The organism is Bdellovibrio bacteriovorus, assembly GCF_041888015.1.
Lineage (GTDB): Bacteria > Bdellovibrionota > Bdellovibrionia > Bdellovibrionales > Bdellovibrionaceae > Bdellovibrio.
Map to the genome: position 1 here is coordinate 2,757,301 of NZ_CP168968.1, position 16,776 is coordinate 2,774,076.

A 16,776-nucleotide genomic window follows, 5' to 3' on the forward strand; every position below is an offset into this window, starting at 1 on the left:
GGGGGATTTATGAAAGGTACATTATTACTTGCGATCGTCGGTCTTATGTCAGCAGTGGGCATCACAGCTCAAGCTCAGCAAATTCGTTTGGGTCAACCTGCCTACGGTGGTACAGGCTGTCCTGCTGGAAGCGCCAGTGTCACTGTAAGCCCTGATGCTTCGTCTTTAAGTATCCTGTTTGACAACTATGTGGCTGAAGCCGGAAGTGGCCGTGCCATGGATCGTAAGTCCTGTAACATCTCTGTGCCAGTGTCTGTACCAAGTGGTTACAGTGTGGCGGTAATTCAAGTCGACTACCGCGGATTCAACTTTGTACCGCGTGGAGGCATGTCCCGCTTTGATGCTGAATACTTCTGGGCAGGTGCACGTGGACCTCGCATCAGCCGCACATTCATGGGCCCAGTGAATGACAGCTACACAATCTCTGACGGCCTCATTGCCAGCACTATGGTCTGGACGCCGTGCGGAGCTGACGTAAACCTTCGCGTCAACACCTCCATGATGGCCAAGTCAAATGCTCGTGGCGAACAAACTCTGGCGACGGTCGACAGTGCTGATATCAGCTCTGGTCTGATCTATCACCTTCAGTGGAGACGCTGCCGCTAAGCTCTAAAACCCCAAGGGCTCCTGTTTCTTAAAAGTAGATGTCAAGACTCCAAAAATGAGCTAGCATCGGTCTTTTAAGTCCAACAGGAGCCCAACCCCATGACTCATTCACATCATCACGCCAATACTCTGCGAGTTCGTCACGCCCTCTGGGGCCTGCAAAAAGAAGCTCTTACTGCACTCAAAGCAGAGTTCGATCGCGAAAATGGTTACGAAACAACCCCGACAGAATGGTTCCAGGCTTTGATGGGCGCAGAACGCTATGTGTGGTTGCGCGAATTCACCTCGTTGATGGCCGACATCGACACCCTGACCGAACTTGAATTCATCACCGATCAACATGCCGCTGTGGCCCGCGCCGAAATTGAACGCCTGCTATTTGAAGAGCCACCTCACCAAACTGAATTTGGAAAACAATTCCGCCAACTTTTAATGTCCGGGGTCAGCTTGCTGCCTTTGCATTCTCAATTGAAAGGGCACTTGCAATTGCTTCCAGAAGTGAGTGTTTCCAAAGATCAGGGCCAAGTTGAAAGACGCAACTGGCAGGAAGAACACCGCCATCAGGCTCGTAAAAAACGCAATTAATCCGAGACTCACTTTTCCCTCGAAAACCCGGCCCCGCTGGCAATTCGAGGGGATTTGATATTCAACAACTCCGCCCTCCAGTGCCTGATTACACGTTAAGTTTGTGTTAAAATCAGGGCATGTCGCAGCTAAGATATCTTTTTCTTTTCTTTCTGCTGCTTCTGTCGCAGCCGGGCTCCTCTCACGAATCTTCTCTGAGAATCGTGACCGAGCAATGGCCACCTATGAGCTTTGAAAAAGACGGCACCGCCCAAGGTATGGCGGTCGAACTGACCCGACTGATTCAGAAAAATCTGGCCATGCATGGTGAAATTGAAGTCCTGCCATGGCCGCGCGCTTACAACACAGCCCTGACACAATCGAATGTACTGCTGTTCGCCATGATCCGCACCCCCGAGAGAGAGAAAAACTTCACCCTGATCGGCCCGATTGCCTATGGTGAAATCGCTTTGTATATGCCCGCAAACGGCAGGGCCTTAAAGAATGTACCTGACCTTGCCAACATCAAAAAAAGCCTGACCGTCGCCACCTATCGGGGCACCGCCTTTCAATCACTGCTGAAACAGCAAGGATTTAAGAAAGTTGTTCCGGTGAACTCTCCGGAAAATGCTGTACGTATGCTGATGAGTGGACGCGTGGATGTACTGTGTGACGATGATCTGGCCATTGCAGAACTGTTTCGTCGTGCGGGCTATCTGCCGCAAGACTCTATCAAAGTGGCTTCTTTAAAATCGAGTTCTTTGTACTATGCCTTTTCCCGAGAGACCGAGCCCCTGGTGATCAGCAACTGGCAATCAGCTCTGGCCGAGATCAAACACACCGGAGATTTTGAGAGACTCTATAAAAAATGGTTTCCTCACCTGACAGCGCCCAAAGAGTTGCATCGCTTGACGCCTCCGTCTCGCGGAAGCTTTAGACTTCTTGAAATGCCTGTAAAAAGACCTCAAGTGGCTGAGCTCCTGATATTCCGACCTCCCGATTTAAAATAAAGAACGGAACACCGGAAATTCCATAGCTGTAAACTTCTCCGATCAAAGCTTCCACCTCACGAGTCCCCTGACTGCTTTCCAGAAAAGAGAGAATGTCCTGGGAATCATAACCTGTGCGTGCCATCACACCGGCTAGGTTGGATTTTTTAGATAAATCCAGACCCTCCTGGTAATAGGCTTGGTAAAGTTCGTTGGTCACGGCCAACTGCTTGCCATCCTGCCCAGCCAACCAGATCAGACGATGACAATCCATTGTGTTGATCTGCATTTGATTTTTTTCAAAATGCATTTCTGCACCAGCATTTTTTGCAGCCTGAACCACGCGACGTTCGGCTTCAGCAAAACGCTCACCATCACCGAACTTCTTTGTCAGATACTGAGCGCGAGAAACACCTTCCGTCGGAACATCCGGATCCAATTGAAAAGGAAGGATTCTCACATCAAAGTCGATTTGATCTTTTAAAGTGTCCATCGCTTTTAGAAGTGTTGTTTTTCCGACATAACACCACGGGCAGACGATATCGACGACAACTTCCAGTTCAATTTTCTTTTTCATAATGGCTCCTGCCAAGTAGTATAATGGACATCATGAGTATACGCCATCATATCGATGAACTTCTCAAAATAAACCCAGTCCCTTCACCATGGCCCCGCATGTTTGTGTGCGCTATTGCGACGACCCTTCCTCTGATTATTGGACTGCTGGCTCACCAAATGGGAGCAGCCATTTTTGGCTCATTGATGGGTTTTCTTTTGGTTCTCAATGATCACTTAGGCACACTGGGACATCGACTGTGGACGATCACCCTGACCTGCATGATGATGTTGGGAGGACTGACCTTAGGAATACTGACTCATGGTGAGCGCTGGCTCCTGATACCCTTGCTGTTTGCTCTGGTTTACTGGCTGGGATTGATGGGGGGCGGAAAAGGGGCCGAGCTGGAGCGGGCGTTGCTTTTTGCGATCTTTCAGGTTTTAGCTGGAGCTTATATTCAGGGACTGGAGCACTACATGGTCCCGGTGCTTTCTTACACATTGCTGGGCTATCTTTGTGTGATTGTTTCCTTAACCCTGTTGGTCTTCTTACGCCGCCACAACCCCAATCCCTTTGCCCGCTTGCGCGCCTCTTTCAAACAATCACTGACCACGGAACGATCCCATCATCTGTATGCCACGGGATATGCCAGCGCCATCGTTCTGAGTCTTGTGATCGTGGACTATTTCAAAATTGATCATGGCTATTGGGCCGTGGGCACCGTTCTGATTATTATGCGCCCCGAGCTGAAACAAAGCGTCTATCGCAGCATTCAACGCTTCGTGGGAACTTTACTGGGAGTCCTGATCGCGGACATCATCATTTACAGTGTGCATTCCCCTTGGGTCGCCATCGTTATTCTGGGATTGATCAGTTTTTGGGGGCCTTGGTCTATTGTGCGCAGCTATTGGCTGGGATCCGCCGTGCTGGTGGTCATGCTTCTGATCATTCTGGATATGCCGAACCTGCAACGAGGTGACTTGCACACTCCCATGGTGCGCCTGACTGCCACGGGCATAGGCTGCCTGCTGTCACTAGTGGCTATTACTCTGGTCAACCCGCAGGATATCTGGCGACGACGGCCTCGTTAACAAATCCCTTCATAGTTTTTAAAATCGGCCTTGATGAAATTCACAAAGGCCTTCACTTTGGGATTGCGCACCTTTTGTTTCAGATAAGTCAGGTACAGCCCCACGCCGGGATAATGCCACTCGGGCAAAACACGCAGCACCTGCCCGGAATCCAGTTCTTTCTTAAAGAACATCGCCGGCAAAAAACCAATCCCCTGTCCTTGCAAAACCGCCCCCCGCACCACTTGAGGTTGATTGGATAACATCACCGGATGAATGGGAACTTTACGAACCTCTCCACTGCTATAGGAAGTCAGCGGCAAAAGTTCAGAAACTTCATGCATGGATACACAGGCAAAGCGTGGCAGTTCATCCAGTTCTTGAGGCAGTCCACGTTCTTGAGCAAACTGGGCACTGGCATAAAGCTGAATATCAATTTCCATCAACTTCACCGCCACCACCTGTGGCGGCATATCCGTACCACCGGCAAATGCCACATCATAATCGTCTTGGGCCAAGTTCGGGCCTTTCGGCAACAAATCCAAATGCACGCGCAAAGCAGGATTGCGACGACGGAATTCGCCAATCATGGCGACGAAACTGTCCGAAGCCATCGCCACGGGCGCGGCGATACGGAACTCTCCGCTTAACATCGAATGCGGTGACACCAGATTATCCAGTTCCGTGACGATGAAATCAAAGTGTGATTCGGTACGATCAAAAAGCTTCTGACCTTCGGAGGTCAATTCCAACTGCCGGGTTTTTCTTTTAACCAGATTCACGGCCATCTTTTTTTCAAGACTGCTCAACTTGCGACTGAGTTTTGACTTGGGAATATTCAACAAGCGCGACGCCGACGAAATGCTTCCCGCCTGCATGATGCGAATAAAATAATACACTTCATTGATATCAAGATGATGAAGGTTCATGGCACCCATAATGAACCTCCCCCAAAAAAGCGCAAGAGCAAACAGGATCAAAAGTAATAACGTAAACCTACGGAAGCCGAAGTGATGTCCTGATATTTCAGTGCGGATTCCGTATTGTACTGGGCAATCAAATCTGTATCCAGCAGCACGTATTCAGCATAAACAGCCCAGGTCTCGTTTCTCCACGACATGCCCAGTGGAATGCCAAAACGAATGGCCGTAAAATCGTAGTACTCATCCTCTGGGAACTCGTTGCCACTTTTCACAAAGAAGGCCGTGTCGTCCGTGTACATCGCCTGCACCCCCACGTATGGCAAAATCAATTCTCCGTATTTACCCAAGCCCCAAATAAAAGGCTGAATACGGGTTTTCAAGTTGATCTGCCGGACTGACTTTCCATCGCTGTCCGAACTAAAACCCATGCCAATATCCATCCCGAACCAACGGGCTTGGTTTTCAAAACCTGCGGCCACCGAAGTTTCACCCATAAAACCTGCATGCTGCAAAGACATCTGCCATTCAACCGCCTGTACGGACAGGGGGCTCAAAACCAGAAGACTAAGGAGCCACAGTCTGACAATTTCCTTTTTGACAGTACCAAACATGGAGTTCCCCTTTCTCAAAATCCAAGATGTTATATTGACGATTTTCTATGCGCGGCACCTGCAAGGACAGATAGTCCGTCATCGCCCGCAACCAGAACGCATGCTGATGCCCGTTTAAAACCAGATTCACTTTGCTGTCTGAATACAACTTATCAAACTGCATCACTTGCGTTGTGGTGAAGTAATTGGTGGAATCCGGATCCACGTGATGAGCCACGATAACCCGGTCAAAATCCCGACTGCGGGACACTTCATGGAACATCCAATCGGCCGACCAGGAACTGATAAAATCCAGCCGATTGTTGTTGGTAACGATGACCTTGGTGCCATTGAAATCAAAAGCAAAGTCAGGATTTCCAAAAACACGGCGATACAGCTGCGGGCCTTTACCTATACTGTCGTGATTGCCGATCACAACCACCGAAGGTTTGTTCAGCTCTTTCATGATATCAACAAAGATGTCGTATTCGAAGTTGTACCCACGATCCGTAAAGTCCCCCAGATGAATCACAAAATCGATATCGCTGCGGGAGTTTATTTCCTGGATGACCGCACGCAGGTCATTGTAATTGGAGTGAGTATCGGAAATCGTGGCGATCTTGAATGTATCATTAAGATTCAGGGCCCGAATCTTTTCAACACTCTGAGCGTTCCAATTGCGAGTGTTTGTCTTAAGTTCGTCCGTGAAAGGTGAGTTCTTGAATTCTGCGCATCCTGCGAAGATCACCAAGGTGAGGAGTATCACAAGGGGTTTCATCTTCAACCTACTTTCAGGTCTTAGACTACTCCCACCGAATGGATTTGATTAGCCGGTGAATTCAGAAAGGATCGTTCCGTATATAGAACGATCCACTAAAATTTACTTCTGGATCTTACCTACATACTTCGGGTTCAGAAGATTTTCCAAAGAGAAAATCTCGTCCAGTTGTGCTTGTGTGACCACGCCACGTTCTAGCGCAACTTCGGCAACACTGCGGCCTGTCTGCGCGCAGATCTTGCCGATACGATCACCTTCATCGTGTCCAATGATAGGATCAAGGTAAGTCACAATGCCGATACTGTTCATCACATAGTCACGACAGCGTTCAACATTGGCGGTGATGCCGTGAACACATTTGTGTTCCAGAGTTTCACACGCATTCTTCAGCAGATCCAAAGATTCAAACAAACTGGAGGAAATCACAGGCTCCATCACATTCAACTGCAACTGTCCTGCTTCGGCCGCCAAGGTAATTGCCAAATCATTACCCATGATTTTAAAGCTCACTTGATTCACAACTTCAGGAATCACCGGATTTACTTTGGCTGGCATAATGCTGGAGCCCGCCTGCATTTCAGGAAGATTGATTTCTTTCAACCCCGTACGCGGACCCGAGCTGAGCAAGCGCAAGTCATTGCAGATCTTGGAAAGCTTCACGGCCGTTCTTTTCAATGCCCCAGAAACAATAATATAAGCCCCGCAGTCACTGGTGGCTTCGATATAGTCCTCTGACTGCACGTAAGAGTGACCTGTGACTTCGGCAAGCTTCTTCACCGCCAGCTCGGCATACCCCGGAGGCGTGTTGATACCCGTGCCGATCGCTGTCGCACCCAAATTCACTTCCAGCATAAACTTCTGAACAGTACGAATCAGACGACCGTCTTCCTTCATCAGAGTGGCAAAGGCATTGAACTCCTGCCCCAGAGACATCGGCACAGCATCTTGTAATTGGGTGCGCCCCATTTTCAAAACGTTCTGGAATTCCTTCCCCTTCTTTTCAAATGCCACTGCCAAAGAGTCCAGGGCCTGCAAAGTGCCATTCATGTGTTCGAACAACGCCACACGGAATGCTGTGGGATAAGCATCATTGGTCGATTGGCATTTGTTGACGTGATCGTTTGGATTGATCACAGAATACGTCCCTTTGGCCAAACCACGTTTTTCCAAAGCGATATTTGCAATCACTTCGTTGGCGTTCATGTTGATGGAAGTCCCCGCCCCCCCTTGATAAACGTCAGAGGGAAACTGCTGGCCCCATTTTTTCGGATCACGCAAAACTTCGTCACAGGCCTCAACAAGGAACTTGGAAACATCGGCAGGAATAGTGCCCAATTCCCCGTTCGCCAGAGCACAGGCTTTCTTCACCAGGGCCAAACCACGCACAAAGCTTTGATTGGCTCCGACAGTTTGGCCGGAAATTTGAAAGTTCTCCACCGCACGCACGGTGTGGATACCATAGTAAGCTTCAGCCGGAACCTGCTTTTCACCCAATAAATCTTTTTCTACACGGAACTTGTCCATACAACTCTCCAACAAAAACTATTTTTTGATTTCTATTTTAAGAATCTCGCCATGTTTCATGACGTGAAATGCGTGATCCTCTAGGCCTGCTTTCTTACGGGCCTTGGCCAACTCAACAGGAGGTTCAGCCATCGGTTCATCACTTAAACGGAAGGTTCCCCAGTGAACACCGATAGAATGCTTGGAATGCAAATCCTGATGGATCTTCACCGCACCATCCGGGTCCACATGCTGCAGCCCCATAAACCAGCGGGGCTCATAGGCCCCCACAGGAATCATCGCCAGATCTGCATCACCGCGGCGAGCTTGAATGTCTGTGAAGTCTTTGGAATATCCGGTATCACCCGTATAAACGAAGTGAAAACCGTCGGCCTTGATGGACCAACCACCCCACAGACTTTGATTGCGCTGGAACAACCAACGCTGAGTCCAGTGCTGCGCCGGAGTAAACATCAGTGACACATTCTGAACCTTCACTTCGTCCCACCAATCCAACTCCTGAACATGAGGGATTCCTTCTGACTGCAAAAGCTCTGCATCCCCCAACGGCACCAGAAAAAGAGCCTCGCTGTTTTTTTTCCCCAGTTCGCGCAATGATGGCAAATCCAGATGGTCATAGTGGCTGTGAGAAATCACGACCACGTCAATTTTGGGAAGATCCTTGATCGTAAGCGGCAACCCCACCAGACGCTTCGGCCCCATAAAACTGACCGGAGAAACACGATCAGAAAACACCGGATCAATCAGAATATTCAAACCCTGAAGCTGCAACAGCGCCGTGGAATGTCCCACCCAGGTCAGTGTCGTGTCTTTGTTGTTTTGCACAAGATAGCCCAGATCTGTTTTAACGATCTCAGGTGCAAAAAGAGGTTCTTCCGGTGTGGAGCTTGTCCAGCGCTCCCACTGCCATTTCCAGAAACTGGCTTTGGGGGAATTGTCATAGTTGTTGTAAAACTGAGTCTTTCCATGATGCGGCTTTTGCGGGTCATAATAGCGGAAGCTCTGACACCCCATCAGCACGAAAAAACCGATAAAAAGAACCCTAGACAATTTCATGCCCCGCAGAGTCTCACTGAGCGCCTTGGGAGGCAAGAAAGCTTCAATTTACACCGTTTGTCATGCGGGGATGTGTTGCCAGCAACGCCTCAAGATATTACGACAGAGCTTTGACCCAACAACCTGATTTCGACCGTGAGGACGTGGCCGTGATTCGTGAATTCTGGAAGCAGCAAAATCTCTCTCAAAAAGTAGTCATCCTGTTTATTTTGACGCTCTTTTTCCGAGCTTTTTTCTCGCTGCATATCGGCCTGATTGACGACGAGGCCTACCACTGGTCCTGGTCCAAATGGTTGCAGCTTTCTTACTTCGATCATCCGGGCATGATTGCGTGGCTGGAAGCCATCACCACAAGTCTTTTTGGTGACACTTATTTGGGCGTCCGATTGCCGGGATTCCTGTGTTTTATTGGAACAGTGGTTCTGCTTTATAAACTCACTCGCGATCTGTTCGATGACTGGGCTGCTATTTTTGTCGGCGTTGTTTTATTGTGGTCTCCGTTCTGGGGCTTTGGCGGCTATGTCGCGTCCCCGGAACCTCCGTTCATGTTCTGCTGGGTGGCGGCCTCTTACGTCTTCTGGCAAGGCGTGCGTGAAGACGACAAAGCGTGGAGCGTGAAGAAGACCTGGCTCTGGCTGGGAGTTCTGATGGGCTTGGGATTGAATTCCAAATTCATCATCGCTTTGCTGGCTCCAGGTTTTGGTCTCTATCTTCTGGCGACACCATCCCGCCGCAAGGATCTGCTGACTCCATGGCCGTGGGTGGGCTTCCTGATTGCAACAGCACTGGCGACACCCATCTTCTTGTGGAATCACATTCATGAATGGCCAGGCTTCAAATATCAATTCCACGATCGTCACTCGGGCGAATCGTTCAATCTGAATCGCTGGTTCGTGTTCTTCAGCGCACAACTGTTGTTCGCAACACCATTCCTGTACGTACTGATCGCGCTGGCCTTCATCACGTCCTTCCTGAAACGTCAGGAAGCCCGCTGGAGATTCCTGCTATGCCTGACCCTGCCATCCATTGCGATCTTCTACCCACAACCGTTTTTTGCGGATTACAAACCCCACTGGAGTGGAGCCGCTTACACCTTGTTGTTGATGGGTGCTGGGGCGATCTGGTCCCAAGGACTTGTCTGGGGCCGTCGTCAAATCGTCCAGGCACGCAGTAAAGTCTTTACCTGGGGTATTGCCGGGTTCTTTATCCTGCTGGGCTTGATCAGCTATACGCCGTTTGCTTATCCGTGGATTCCAAAGGCCTTCCACCTGTTCAACCCGAACGGCGAATGGAAAACCACCTATGACTTCAGCAACGAGTTCACCGGCTGGGAAGAACTTGGCAACTACGTGAACCGCCGTCAGCGTGAAATCCATGCTGAAAGCGGCAGCAAACCGTTCATCGCGGCTCACCGCTATGAAAATACGGCCCAGGTCACCTGGGGCACAAAACAAAAAGTGTACATGCTCAGTTCCACGGTCAGTAACTACACCGTGATGCAGTCCCCGGAAGAAATGAACAATCTGAAAGGTCAAAACGCGATCTTTGTAAGTTCAGAAAAATATCCGGCCAACCCGATTGAATGGGCGAAGTGGGATTCCTGTGAAAAGGAAGAGCTGAAAACCTTCCGCCACGGCATTCACGCCCGAACGTTCTTCATCTACTTCTGCAAGAACTTCCAAGGCATCACGAAGTAGGTAAGACATACCTACTTTAAATTGATCAAAATGCCACCAGCGCAAGGCTCGCCGACAACGCAGTCGATGGGGGTATTTTCATCAATTCAAGACGTATTCGATGGGGACTGTGATGACCCAAGACGTTTTTTGGATTTCCTGCGGGAACGGCTTCATTCCGTGGATGCCTTTGACCAGATCATGAGCGGCCTGATTCAAAGTATCGTAAGGTGTTTTTTCCAGAACTTCACTGGTCAGCAAAGATCCATCCTGAGCCAGAGTAAAGCGCATGGTGACTTTCCCCGTCTGACCCATTTTCTTAGCCAGCATTGGATAGCGCTTACGACGTTCTAACAGCTTTTTGATTTCATACAAATAGCGTTGCTCGGGGGACACTTCGATCCCGTTGGCAACACCTTCACGGCCTTCCAAAGCACCTTTATCGGAGGTTCCCGCCAAAGAGCCCGCTGTTTTGCCCGTAGGCATTTGTTCTTGAGAAGCTTCCGTCACCTTTTCAGTTTTGATCGCCGGGCCGTCAGAATTATCGACCACGACAGGGGCTTTCGCCTTCGGAGCTTTGACAACTTCTTCCTGTTTGGGAGCCTGAACCGTACCGCCATCGCCGTACATCAGCTCGACCCCCACAGGCAATGGCACCACACTAGGGGCCGCCATCCCCAAAGCCAACGCAAACAGCCCCCCGTGCAGTAGAACGGAAAGAATCAGGGAGACATTCGTGTTTGGAGCCAGCTTGGATATTTTCATAGGATTTGCTTGCCCCTTTTATAAGTTCTTAGCCCCAAAAACTCAACACGACGGCCCTAAATTGGCCTCAAATGTAATTAATTTAGATTTGAGGCTGATCCAATGAAAACGAAATGAAAAAATGGACAACTTAAACCCGAGCTTTTACAACTGCCGGACCCTATGAGCTCAGTGAACCCCTATTTTACCTTTAACTACACCCAGCCGGATGAGTACCGTTTTTCCCACGATTCGGTGTTTTTAGCCCGCAAGGCCTTTGAGCTGGCTACCGGGGATTTAAGCACTTGGCGCGGTTTGGATCTGTGTTCAGGGTGCGGAATTGTCGGCTTGGACTTCCTGTTTCACCGCAAACAGTCCAAACAAACCATGCCTGCGCAGTTTGATTTTCTGGAAGTGCAAGACATCTATCGCCCTTACTTTGAACAGAATCTGCAAAGTTTTGGTGACGACTTACCAGTCGTGACTTTCGTAAATCAAAACTACGAATCCCTGAAGTCCATTCCTGATTCAAAGAAGTATGATTTGATCCTGAGCAACCCACCTTACTTCCGGTTGAATCAGGGCAAGATGTCCCCGTCAGAATTCAAAAACCGCTGTCGTTTCTTTATTGATTCAGATTTTAAGACCTTGATAGAAGCGATCGACAGCGCCCTGGCGCCACAGGGGCAAGCGTATATTCTGCTGCGCGATCTGCAGGATCACGGCTGGAGCCCCTTGTCTGAGGCCCGCAAAATTCTGGCGGGCCGTCGGGAGATTCAACCAGTGGCCGACATTCGCGGCACTCCTCTGGTTTTAATTTCTTAGTTACAGAAAAGATGACCGATGGTCTGTGCTGGCAGCGGGAACATTTGTTCGCGCTGGATCTGGCCAATTACATGTCCGCTGAAACCGTGTTCAAGGCGAACAATCACTTTGCCATCCCCTGCGCGATTCTCCGTGCAGACATACAAAACCACACGATCTTTGGAAGACGATTCGGTCGATTTTCGGCAAATTAAACTCAGTGCCTGATACTCTTCAGATTGCAAAAGCCCCTGAACAAATCCGACCATGGCCGTTTCTTGCACTGTGAACGCCACGGAAGTTCCATCATCAAGCTTCCCCTGACAGGTCGCATAGACTTCGGGAATAGATCGAGCTTGCGCAGCCCAACCCATCAATAAAGAGACCAGAGCAAAAACAAAAGTTTTCATGAAAGTCCTTTCGGTTCCAGAGGTACAGCGAGCCCTGTCTAACAAAGTTCACCCTACCAAGCCAGAGCTTTCCCCAAACCCTTCGGAAATTTCATAAATAGTGATCCTTATTTTTCCGGCAAAAGCCCCACCAGCGGCACCCACAGACGGCAAAGCACGGATGCCCCAATCCATGCAAAAGTAGCCCCCACATAGGGAATCACGCCCGCAAGAAAGTCATAGGCATGCATGTTGTGAATGGAAAAACCTGTTCCAGAAAATTTCACGAAAACCACCGTCAAAGAAATTGCCCCGACGGTAAAACATGCTGAAGCAAAGCCCAGCTCTTTCCATTTCAAGGAATCAAACATGACAATACCCAACGGCAGCACCAGGAATGTGACCAAACTCAGATTAGGCAACAAAGTTGGCAATGTCCCCGAAGCGCCGGGAATTACCGCCAGCAATGCAAAGATCACCGACACCACCGGAATCAGGGTCATCCATGCCCAGCGACCCGTCTGCGGGTCCATCGTTCGCACCGAGGCCGCACATCCGCGCCAAACATCGGTCAAAAGCAGACTGACAAACGGAATTGAAAAGAACGCCACAAAAGGAGCCGGCAGCAAAGCCCCGAAAGCCTGCGACCCCGTAAAGAATAACAGGGTGACAAAGAACACCGGACTGCGTGGCATTCCCAGCCAATAACAGCGCACCAAGGTCAGTATCAGCGCGAACGACATCAGATAAGTGTGCGGCAGAAAGCGCTCCGGCTCGGGGGTCATTGTTCCAAACAAAACAGCCACACATCCCAGCACCAAAGACAACACCAGGGACCATACTTGCAAATGCGCAGAATGTTCTTTTTGCCAAAGCCCCAAAGAAATCAAAAAGGAAAAGCTCAGAACTAAAATGGACACTCCAGCCATGGCAGGTACAGGCAAAATCAATAACCCTAAGACCAGCAGTCCTCGCTGCAACTTAAGAACGCCTTGCGGAGCCTTGTCTGTCAATAACGAGAGCAAAAACTGCATCGTGACCAAGGACAAAATCCCCAGAAACGAACCGCCCAAGACAGCCTCTGTTAAGAATGGAAAAAGCTTCGGAGCAGCCAAGGACAACGCGAAAGCCCCTGACAAAACCACATAGGTCACAAAATAGAAAATCATAAGTCCCCCAGGTTGAAAGGGATCATTCAACAGCAGAACTTCATCCGGAGGAATGCAGCGAAAGGTTTCGCAACAAAATGCTGCTTCAGCTTGCGCACCTCCGGCGCTCCAGCACTGCCGGCTGGGGCCGTGTTTCAGCTCTGCCGGCCGGAGCCGAGCTCTACCGGCTGGCTGCCGCCAATAAAAAAAGCCCCCATCCATGAGGACAGGGGCTTGGTGGTTTTTTATTTTACTGAAATCTTAAACGTAAGATCCGCGTTTGATTTTCTCAAGGATCAGTTTTTCTGTCTTGATTGGATCATTCGGGTCAACAGAGAAGAAGGACTGTTGCTCGCAACGAATCTTTTCTTTGATCAACCAGCGCAGGATGTCCGCCAAGTTTTTGTTCTTTTTATCCAGGAAGAACGGATCGTTTTCCAAAGCATCTTTCGCTTTTTTCAAAGCGCGCGCTTCAGCTGGATCAGATTCTTTCACTTTGTAGTGAGGAAGATCGTATTTTTTCACGTCTTCAGGCAACACGCCCAAGAATTTCACATTCGGTGCAGAGAAGTCGGCGTTACGGATCAAAGAAGCCGCGGAACCGGCTTTCAAAGTACGATAGATGTTCTGCATGGTGTACGCATCGAGATCTCCGAAGAAGTACATCGGCACATCCAATTCGTCCTGGATCAGTTTAGACCAGCCACGAACACCGTTGGAAGGAACCCCTTGAGCACCCATCACGATACAGTTGTTACGTTTTGTGAATCCCATTGTGACCAGTGTATTCGCCGTACCTTCAGACTCTACGATCAAGCAGAAGTCGATTTTCTTTTTCGCTTTCAACTTCAAAGACTGCGGTTTGTTCTTTGGCTGGAACGGAGAAGTTCCTAGAGTGGAAAGATCCACGACAGCTTTATCACCATCGGCCAAAGTTTCAGTCACGATCAACTGCTGGGAGTATGTCTGCCCCCCACGGTCATTGGCAAAACAGTTCAATTCCTCACGGTAAACTTCCAACATATCACCGATGAAATCAATGATCGCGTCGGATTCCGGCTGATCGTCAAAGTCCAAAGGTTTCAATCTTGGATTGCCTTTGATCAGACCTTTACACATGTAATAAAGCTCACGCTTGGTATTAACTGCGCCTTTTTCCAGGTTGTTCAGAAGGATTTCCAAAACGAAAACCACACGCGCCAGCTTCTGTACGGAAGAAACGTTCAGTTCAGTACGAACAACCTTGTCCCCTGGAGTCAGATAACCCACTTTGGAGTTGTACAAGGAGTTATCCAAAGACGTTTTCACCGCCTCAAGAACCGGACGCTTGGAAGACTCAAGGTCTTTTAGCATCTTATCCGCAAGAATGCGGGCTTCTTTAGGAATATCAATTTTCAATTCGCGAATGCTGAGTAATTTTGCCATTACGCTTTTTTCCCAGTGGTTTTCTTAGTAGTTACAGTCTTTTTAGTGGTGGTTTTCTTGGTTCCTTGCGGTTCCTCAGAAGCCTCATCCACCAGGTCACTGGAAGAAATCACATCGAATTCTTCTTCGTCACCGTGAGCGATGCCTTTTTTCTTGTCGCGTTTTTTCTGCTCAAGAAGTTTGGATTCCGCCGCTTCCAGATCCGCCATCGCGTCTTCGGAATCACGGCCCAGAAGTTTCTTCAAACCTTCTTCAGCTTTTTTCTTACGGGACTCTGGCGCCTTGATGATTCTTGCCAAACCTTCAACCAGGATTGGGCCGAACTGCTCGATGTGCGCCAGTTTCCTTTCAAGATCCGCTTCCTTCACTTCTTTTTTGATGTGACGGGAAAGCTTTTGCCCCGCTTGGATCAAGGCCAGGCGGATTTCCGCAACCAGTTCCTCGGAAGCGTCGATCGTTTCCTTGGAGGCATTTTTAAACTTGATGAACGGAGACACAATGGAAACCGCAAAGATGTACGGACCCAGTGGCAAAGAGTCTTTTGGTTGACCCAGGCCATAGGCCTTCCAGTTCACAGATTCAATCGCCCACGTGATCGCACAACCGGATTTATCAAATTGCAGCGGAACACGGTTGGCAAAACGAAGCAAAGTCACTGGAGAATCTGTTGATTGCGGTCTTTGAAACGCGCCAAAGCCACTTCCACAACCACCGGTTTGAAGTCACAAATTGTCGGTTTACGAGTCACAACCGCGAAGAAGTCGATTTCACCCAAACGAGTGATGGATTTGGACAAAGCCTCTTCACCCACAGTCAAAACAGACTTCGTGGAAGGAGCCATCAAATCTGTATTTTGAACAGCTTGGAAAACCTTTTTGAAGTCTTCTTCATTCAAAGACGTCAAAGGCTTTTCAAGAAGACCTTTTGGCAGACCTTTTTTCACGAAATCAGAAATAGACTGATCAGAAATACGGGAAAAACCCGTTTTCAGGAACTTGGACAAAGTGGTTTTGCCGAACAAAGTGGAGTGCGTGATGAACTCACCCAGCTTGAACGTATGAGGATGCGGCAAAGATGCTTCCGGCACTCTTGGAACATCCGTGCTGACACGAGTAACAGTGATAAAATCACCATCTGTCAGTTTGTAAGTGATGGTCATGTGCGGATTCACCAGGATGGTGCCTTCGATGTAAGTCAAAAGACCACCGTCACCGTTCAGCTGAATACGTCCATCCAGCACGAACTCCACACGGGTGCCATGTTCACGGTCCCAATCCAGAGATTCTTTGTTTTTCAGAACACCGGTGTTGGATTTGATGTCGACATCCACTTGCGCGGAGATCGCTTTACGCATTTTTTTTGTTTTGGAAATAACACTGACACCACGGGCATTGGTCATCTGCGCCCAAGTGGTCGCAGCAGAGATACCGATACCTTGTTGACCACGAGAACACTGACCACGACCGAATTTGGAAGACGCCAGATACTCACCGTAAACCTTGGCAAGGTCTTCACCTTCGATACCAGGGCCGTTATCTTCGACAACGATGCGAATTAAATCAGTATTTTTAGTTGAGCCAGCTCCCACTTTGGAGATCTCAACCAGTAGATCAGGCAGAATGCCGGCAGACTCACACGCATCCAGAGAGTTATCCACGGATTCTTTCAAGGTCGTCAAAACGGCCTTCAAAGGAGATGAGAAACCCACCTGCTGGAGGTTCTTAGCAAAATATTCAGCTGTGCTACTTTTGGTAATTTTGCTCACAGTCGCTTGGTCCTTACACGATGTTAACGAATTTTAATGAATGACTTTCATAGGTTAAGCTGAACGCAGGGAGTCAAAGCAAGACTTAAGGCTCGGTGATGCTTGGCGTAAATTTAAATGCGAGGAACTGGCAGGCTTTAAAAAGGGGGCCTGGAAGGGTCTAAAACCC

Annotated in this window: 18 protein-coding genes; 6 read left to right on the forward strand and 12 right to left on the reverse strand. The window is 49.1% G+C overall.

Annotated features, from left to right (window positions below):
* Nucleotides 1-9: 9 nt before the first annotated feature.
* The 3 genes from ACES2G_RS13185 to ACES2G_RS13195 all read left to right on the forward strand — a co-directional run bounded on the left by ACES2G_RS13185 (nt 10) and on the right by ACES2G_RS13195 (nt 2,180).
* Complete coding sequence (locus ACES2G_RS13185) at nt 10-606, forward strand: DUF4360 domain-containing protein (protein ID WP_347358948.1); 597 nt, start codon at nt 10-12, stop codon at nt 604-606.
* Nucleotides 607-705: 99 nt separating this feature from the next.
* Nucleotides 706-1,191, forward strand: coding sequence for a hypothetical protein (locus tag ACES2G_RS13190; RefSeq protein WP_347358947.1), 486 nt, complete (start codon nt 706-708; stop codon nt 1,189-1,191).
* A 119-nt stretch (nt 1,192-1,310) separates the two neighbouring features.
* Nucleotides 1,311-2,180 (forward strand): substrate-binding periplasmic protein, encoded by an 870-nt coding sequence (locus ACES2G_RS13195; protein WP_374000449.1) that lies wholly within the window; start codon nt 1,311-1,313, stop codon nt 2,178-2,180.
* On the opposite strand, the gene ACES2G_RS13200 is transcribed toward ACES2G_RS13195, so the two are convergent.
* Nucleotides 2,104-2,736 (reverse strand): DsbA family oxidoreductase, encoded by a 633-nt coding sequence (locus ACES2G_RS13200; RefSeq protein ID WP_374000450.1) that lies wholly within the window; start codon nt 2,734-2,736, stop codon nt 2,104-2,106. The two genes, ACES2G_RS13195 and ACES2G_RS13200, sit on opposite strands and share 77 nt — an antisense overlap.
* Before the next feature lie 98 nt (nt 2,737-2,834).
* Between ACES2G_RS13200 and ACES2G_RS13205 the strand changes: the two genes are divergently transcribed.
* A complete protein-coding gene (locus ACES2G_RS13205) occupies nt 2,835-3,806 on the forward strand; it encodes an FUSC family protein (protein WP_374000451.1) in 972 nt (323 codons plus the stop codon).
* Here the strand turns inward: ACES2G_RS13205 and ACES2G_RS13210 are convergent.
* From ACES2G_RS13210 to ACES2G_RS13230, 5 genes are all read right to left on the reverse strand, one after another.
* Entirely contained in the window at nt 3,803-4,723 is a 921-nt protein-coding gene (locus tag ACES2G_RS13210) for a LysR family transcriptional regulator (RefSeq protein WP_347358943.1), read from the reverse strand. The two genes, ACES2G_RS13205 and ACES2G_RS13210, sit on opposite strands and share 4 nt — an antisense overlap.
* A 38-nt stretch (nt 4,724-4,761) precedes the next feature.
* The gene (locus ACES2G_RS13215) at nt 4,762-5,319 is read right to left on the reverse strand and encodes a hypothetical protein (RefSeq protein WP_347358942.1); all 558 of its coding nucleotides are present in this window, start codon (nt 5,317-5,319) and stop codon (nt 4,762-4,764) included.
* Nucleotides 5,273-6,076: a metallophosphoesterase gene (locus ACES2G_RS13220; protein ID WP_347358941.1), complete on the reverse strand. Its 804-nt coding sequence runs from the start codon at nt 6,074-6,076 to the stop codon at nt 5,273-5,275. Before ACES2G_RS13220 ends, ACES2G_RS13215 begins: the two co-directional genes overlap by 47 nt.
* 102 nt (nt 6,077-6,178) lie before the next feature.
* Nucleotides 6,179-7,600 carry an aspartate ammonia-lyase gene (gene aspA, locus ACES2G_RS13225; RefSeq protein WP_374000452.1) on the reverse strand — a complete coding sequence of 474 codons (1,422 nt, stop codon included), beginning with the start codon at nt 7,598-7,600 and terminating at the stop codon, nt 6,179-6,181.
* Nucleotides 7,601-7,618: 18 nt separating this feature from the next.
* The gene (locus ACES2G_RS13230; RefSeq protein WP_374000453.1) at nt 7,619-8,656 is read right to left on the reverse strand and encodes an MBL fold metallo-hydrolase; all 1,038 of its coding nucleotides are present in this window, start codon (nt 8,654-8,656) and stop codon (nt 7,619-7,621) included.
* Between the two features lie 110 nt (nt 8,657-8,766).
* On the opposite strand from ACES2G_RS13230, the gene ACES2G_RS13235 reads away from it, so the two are divergent.
* Nucleotides 8,767-10,353: an ArnT family glycosyltransferase gene (locus ACES2G_RS13235; RefSeq protein ID WP_374000454.1), complete on the forward strand. Its 1,587-nt coding sequence runs from the start codon at nt 8,767-8,769 to the stop codon at nt 10,351-10,353.
* A gap of 81 nt (nt 10,354-10,434) precedes the next feature.
* On the opposite strand, the gene ACES2G_RS13240 is transcribed toward ACES2G_RS13235, so the two are convergent.
* On the reverse strand, nt 10,435-11,097 hold the full coding sequence (locus ACES2G_RS13240; protein WP_374000455.1) for an energy transducer TonB: 663 nt from the start codon (nt 11,095-11,097) through the stop codon (nt 10,435-10,437).
* A 162-nt stretch (nt 11,098-11,259) separates the two neighbouring features.
* On the opposite strand from ACES2G_RS13240, the gene ACES2G_RS13245 reads away from it, so the two are divergent.
* On the forward strand, nt 11,260-11,901 hold the full coding sequence (locus tag ACES2G_RS13245) for a methyltransferase (protein WP_374000456.1): 642 nt from the start codon (nt 11,260-11,262) through the stop codon (nt 11,899-11,901).
* Here ACES2G_RS13245 and ACES2G_RS13250 read toward each other — a convergent pair.
* From ACES2G_RS13250 to ACES2G_RS13270, 5 genes are all read right to left on the reverse strand, one after another.
* Complete coding sequence (locus ACES2G_RS13250; RefSeq protein WP_374000457.1) at nt 11,898-12,290, reverse strand: hypothetical protein; 393 nt, start codon at nt 12,288-12,290, stop codon at nt 11,898-11,900. The genes ACES2G_RS13245 and ACES2G_RS13250 overlap by 4 nt on opposite strands.
* Nucleotides 12,291-12,397: 107 nt before the next feature.
* A complete protein-coding gene (locus tag ACES2G_RS13255) occupies nt 12,398-13,438 on the reverse strand; it encodes a hypothetical protein (protein ID WP_374000458.1) in 1,041 nt (346 codons plus the stop codon).
* 240 nt (nt 13,439-13,678) lie between these two features.
* Nucleotides 13,679-14,842 (reverse strand): DNA topoisomerase VI, encoded by a 1,164-nt coding sequence (locus ACES2G_RS13260; RefSeq protein ID WP_374000459.1) that lies wholly within the window; start codon nt 14,840-14,842, stop codon nt 13,679-13,681.
* Nucleotides 14,842-15,498, reverse strand: a complete 657-nt coding sequence (locus tag ACES2G_RS13265) for a hypothetical protein (protein ID WP_374000460.1) — start codon at nt 15,496-15,498, stop codon at nt 14,842-14,844. The genes ACES2G_RS13260 and ACES2G_RS13265 overlap by 1 nt, the downstream gene beginning before the upstream one ends.
* Complete coding sequence (locus tag ACES2G_RS13270) at nt 15,495-16,607, reverse strand: DNA topoisomerase VI subunit B (protein ID WP_374000461.1); 1,113 nt, start codon at nt 16,605-16,607, stop codon at nt 15,495-15,497. Before ACES2G_RS13270 ends, ACES2G_RS13265 begins: the two co-directional genes overlap by 4 nt.
* Nucleotides 16,608-16,776: the final 169 nt, after the last annotated feature.

Bases quoted from the DNA above. Each gene is read 5' to 3' on its own strand.
- ACES2G_RS13185 (WP_347358948.1), top strand. From the start codon at position 10: ATGAAAGGTACATTATTACTTGCGATCGTCGGTCTTATGTCAGCAGTG.
- ACES2G_RS13190 (WP_347358947.1), top strand. From the start codon at position 706: ATGACTCATTCACATCATCACGCCAATACTCTGCGAGTTCGTCACGCC.
- ACES2G_RS13195 (WP_374000449.1), top strand. From the start codon at position 1,311: ATGTCGCAGCTAAGATATCTTTTTCTTTTCTTTCTGCTGCTTCTGTCG.
- ACES2G_RS13200 (WP_374000450.1), bottom strand. From the start codon at position 2,736: ATGAAAAAGAAAATTGAACTGGAAGTTGTCGTCGATATCGTCTGCCCG.
- ACES2G_RS13205 (WP_374000451.1), top strand. From the start codon at position 2,835: ATGTTTGTGTGCGCTATTGCGACGACCCTTCCTCTGATTATTGGACTG.
- ACES2G_RS13210 (WP_347358943.1), bottom strand. From the start codon at position 4,723: ATGGGTGCCATGAACCTTCATCATCTTGATATCAATGAAGTGTATTAT.
- ACES2G_RS13215 (WP_347358942.1), bottom strand. From the start codon at position 5,319: ATGTTTGGTACTGTCAAAAAGGAAATTGTCAGACTGTGGCTCCTTAGT.
- ACES2G_RS13220 (WP_347358941.1), bottom strand. From the start codon at position 6,076: ATGAAACCCCTTGTGATACTCCTCACCTTGGTGATCTTCGCAGGATGC.
- aspA (WP_374000452.1), bottom strand. From the start codon at position 7,600: ATGGACAAGTTCCGTGTAGAAAAAGATTTATTGGGTGAAAAGCAGGTT.
- ACES2G_RS13230 (WP_374000453.1), bottom strand. From the start codon at position 8,656: ATGAAATTGTCTAGGGTTCTTTTTATCGGTTTTTTCGTGCTGATGGGG.
- ACES2G_RS13240 (WP_374000455.1), bottom strand. From the start codon at position 11,097: ATGAAAATATCCAAGCTGGCTCCAAACACGAATGTCTCCCTGATTCTT.
- ACES2G_RS13245 (WP_374000456.1), top strand. From the start codon at position 11,260: ATGAGCTCAGTGAACCCCTATTTTACCTTTAACTACACCCAGCCGGAT.
- ACES2G_RS13250 (WP_374000457.1), bottom strand. From the start codon at position 12,290: ATGAAAACTTTTGTTTTTGCTCTGGTCTCTTTATTGATGGGTTGGGCT.
- ACES2G_RS13255 (WP_374000458.1), bottom strand. From the start codon at position 13,438: ATGATTTTCTATTTTGTGACCTATGTGGTTTTGTCAGGGGCTTTCGCG.
- ACES2G_RS13260 (WP_374000459.1), bottom strand. From the start codon at position 14,842: ATGGCAAAATTACTCAGCATTCGCGAATTGAAAATTGATATTCCTAAA.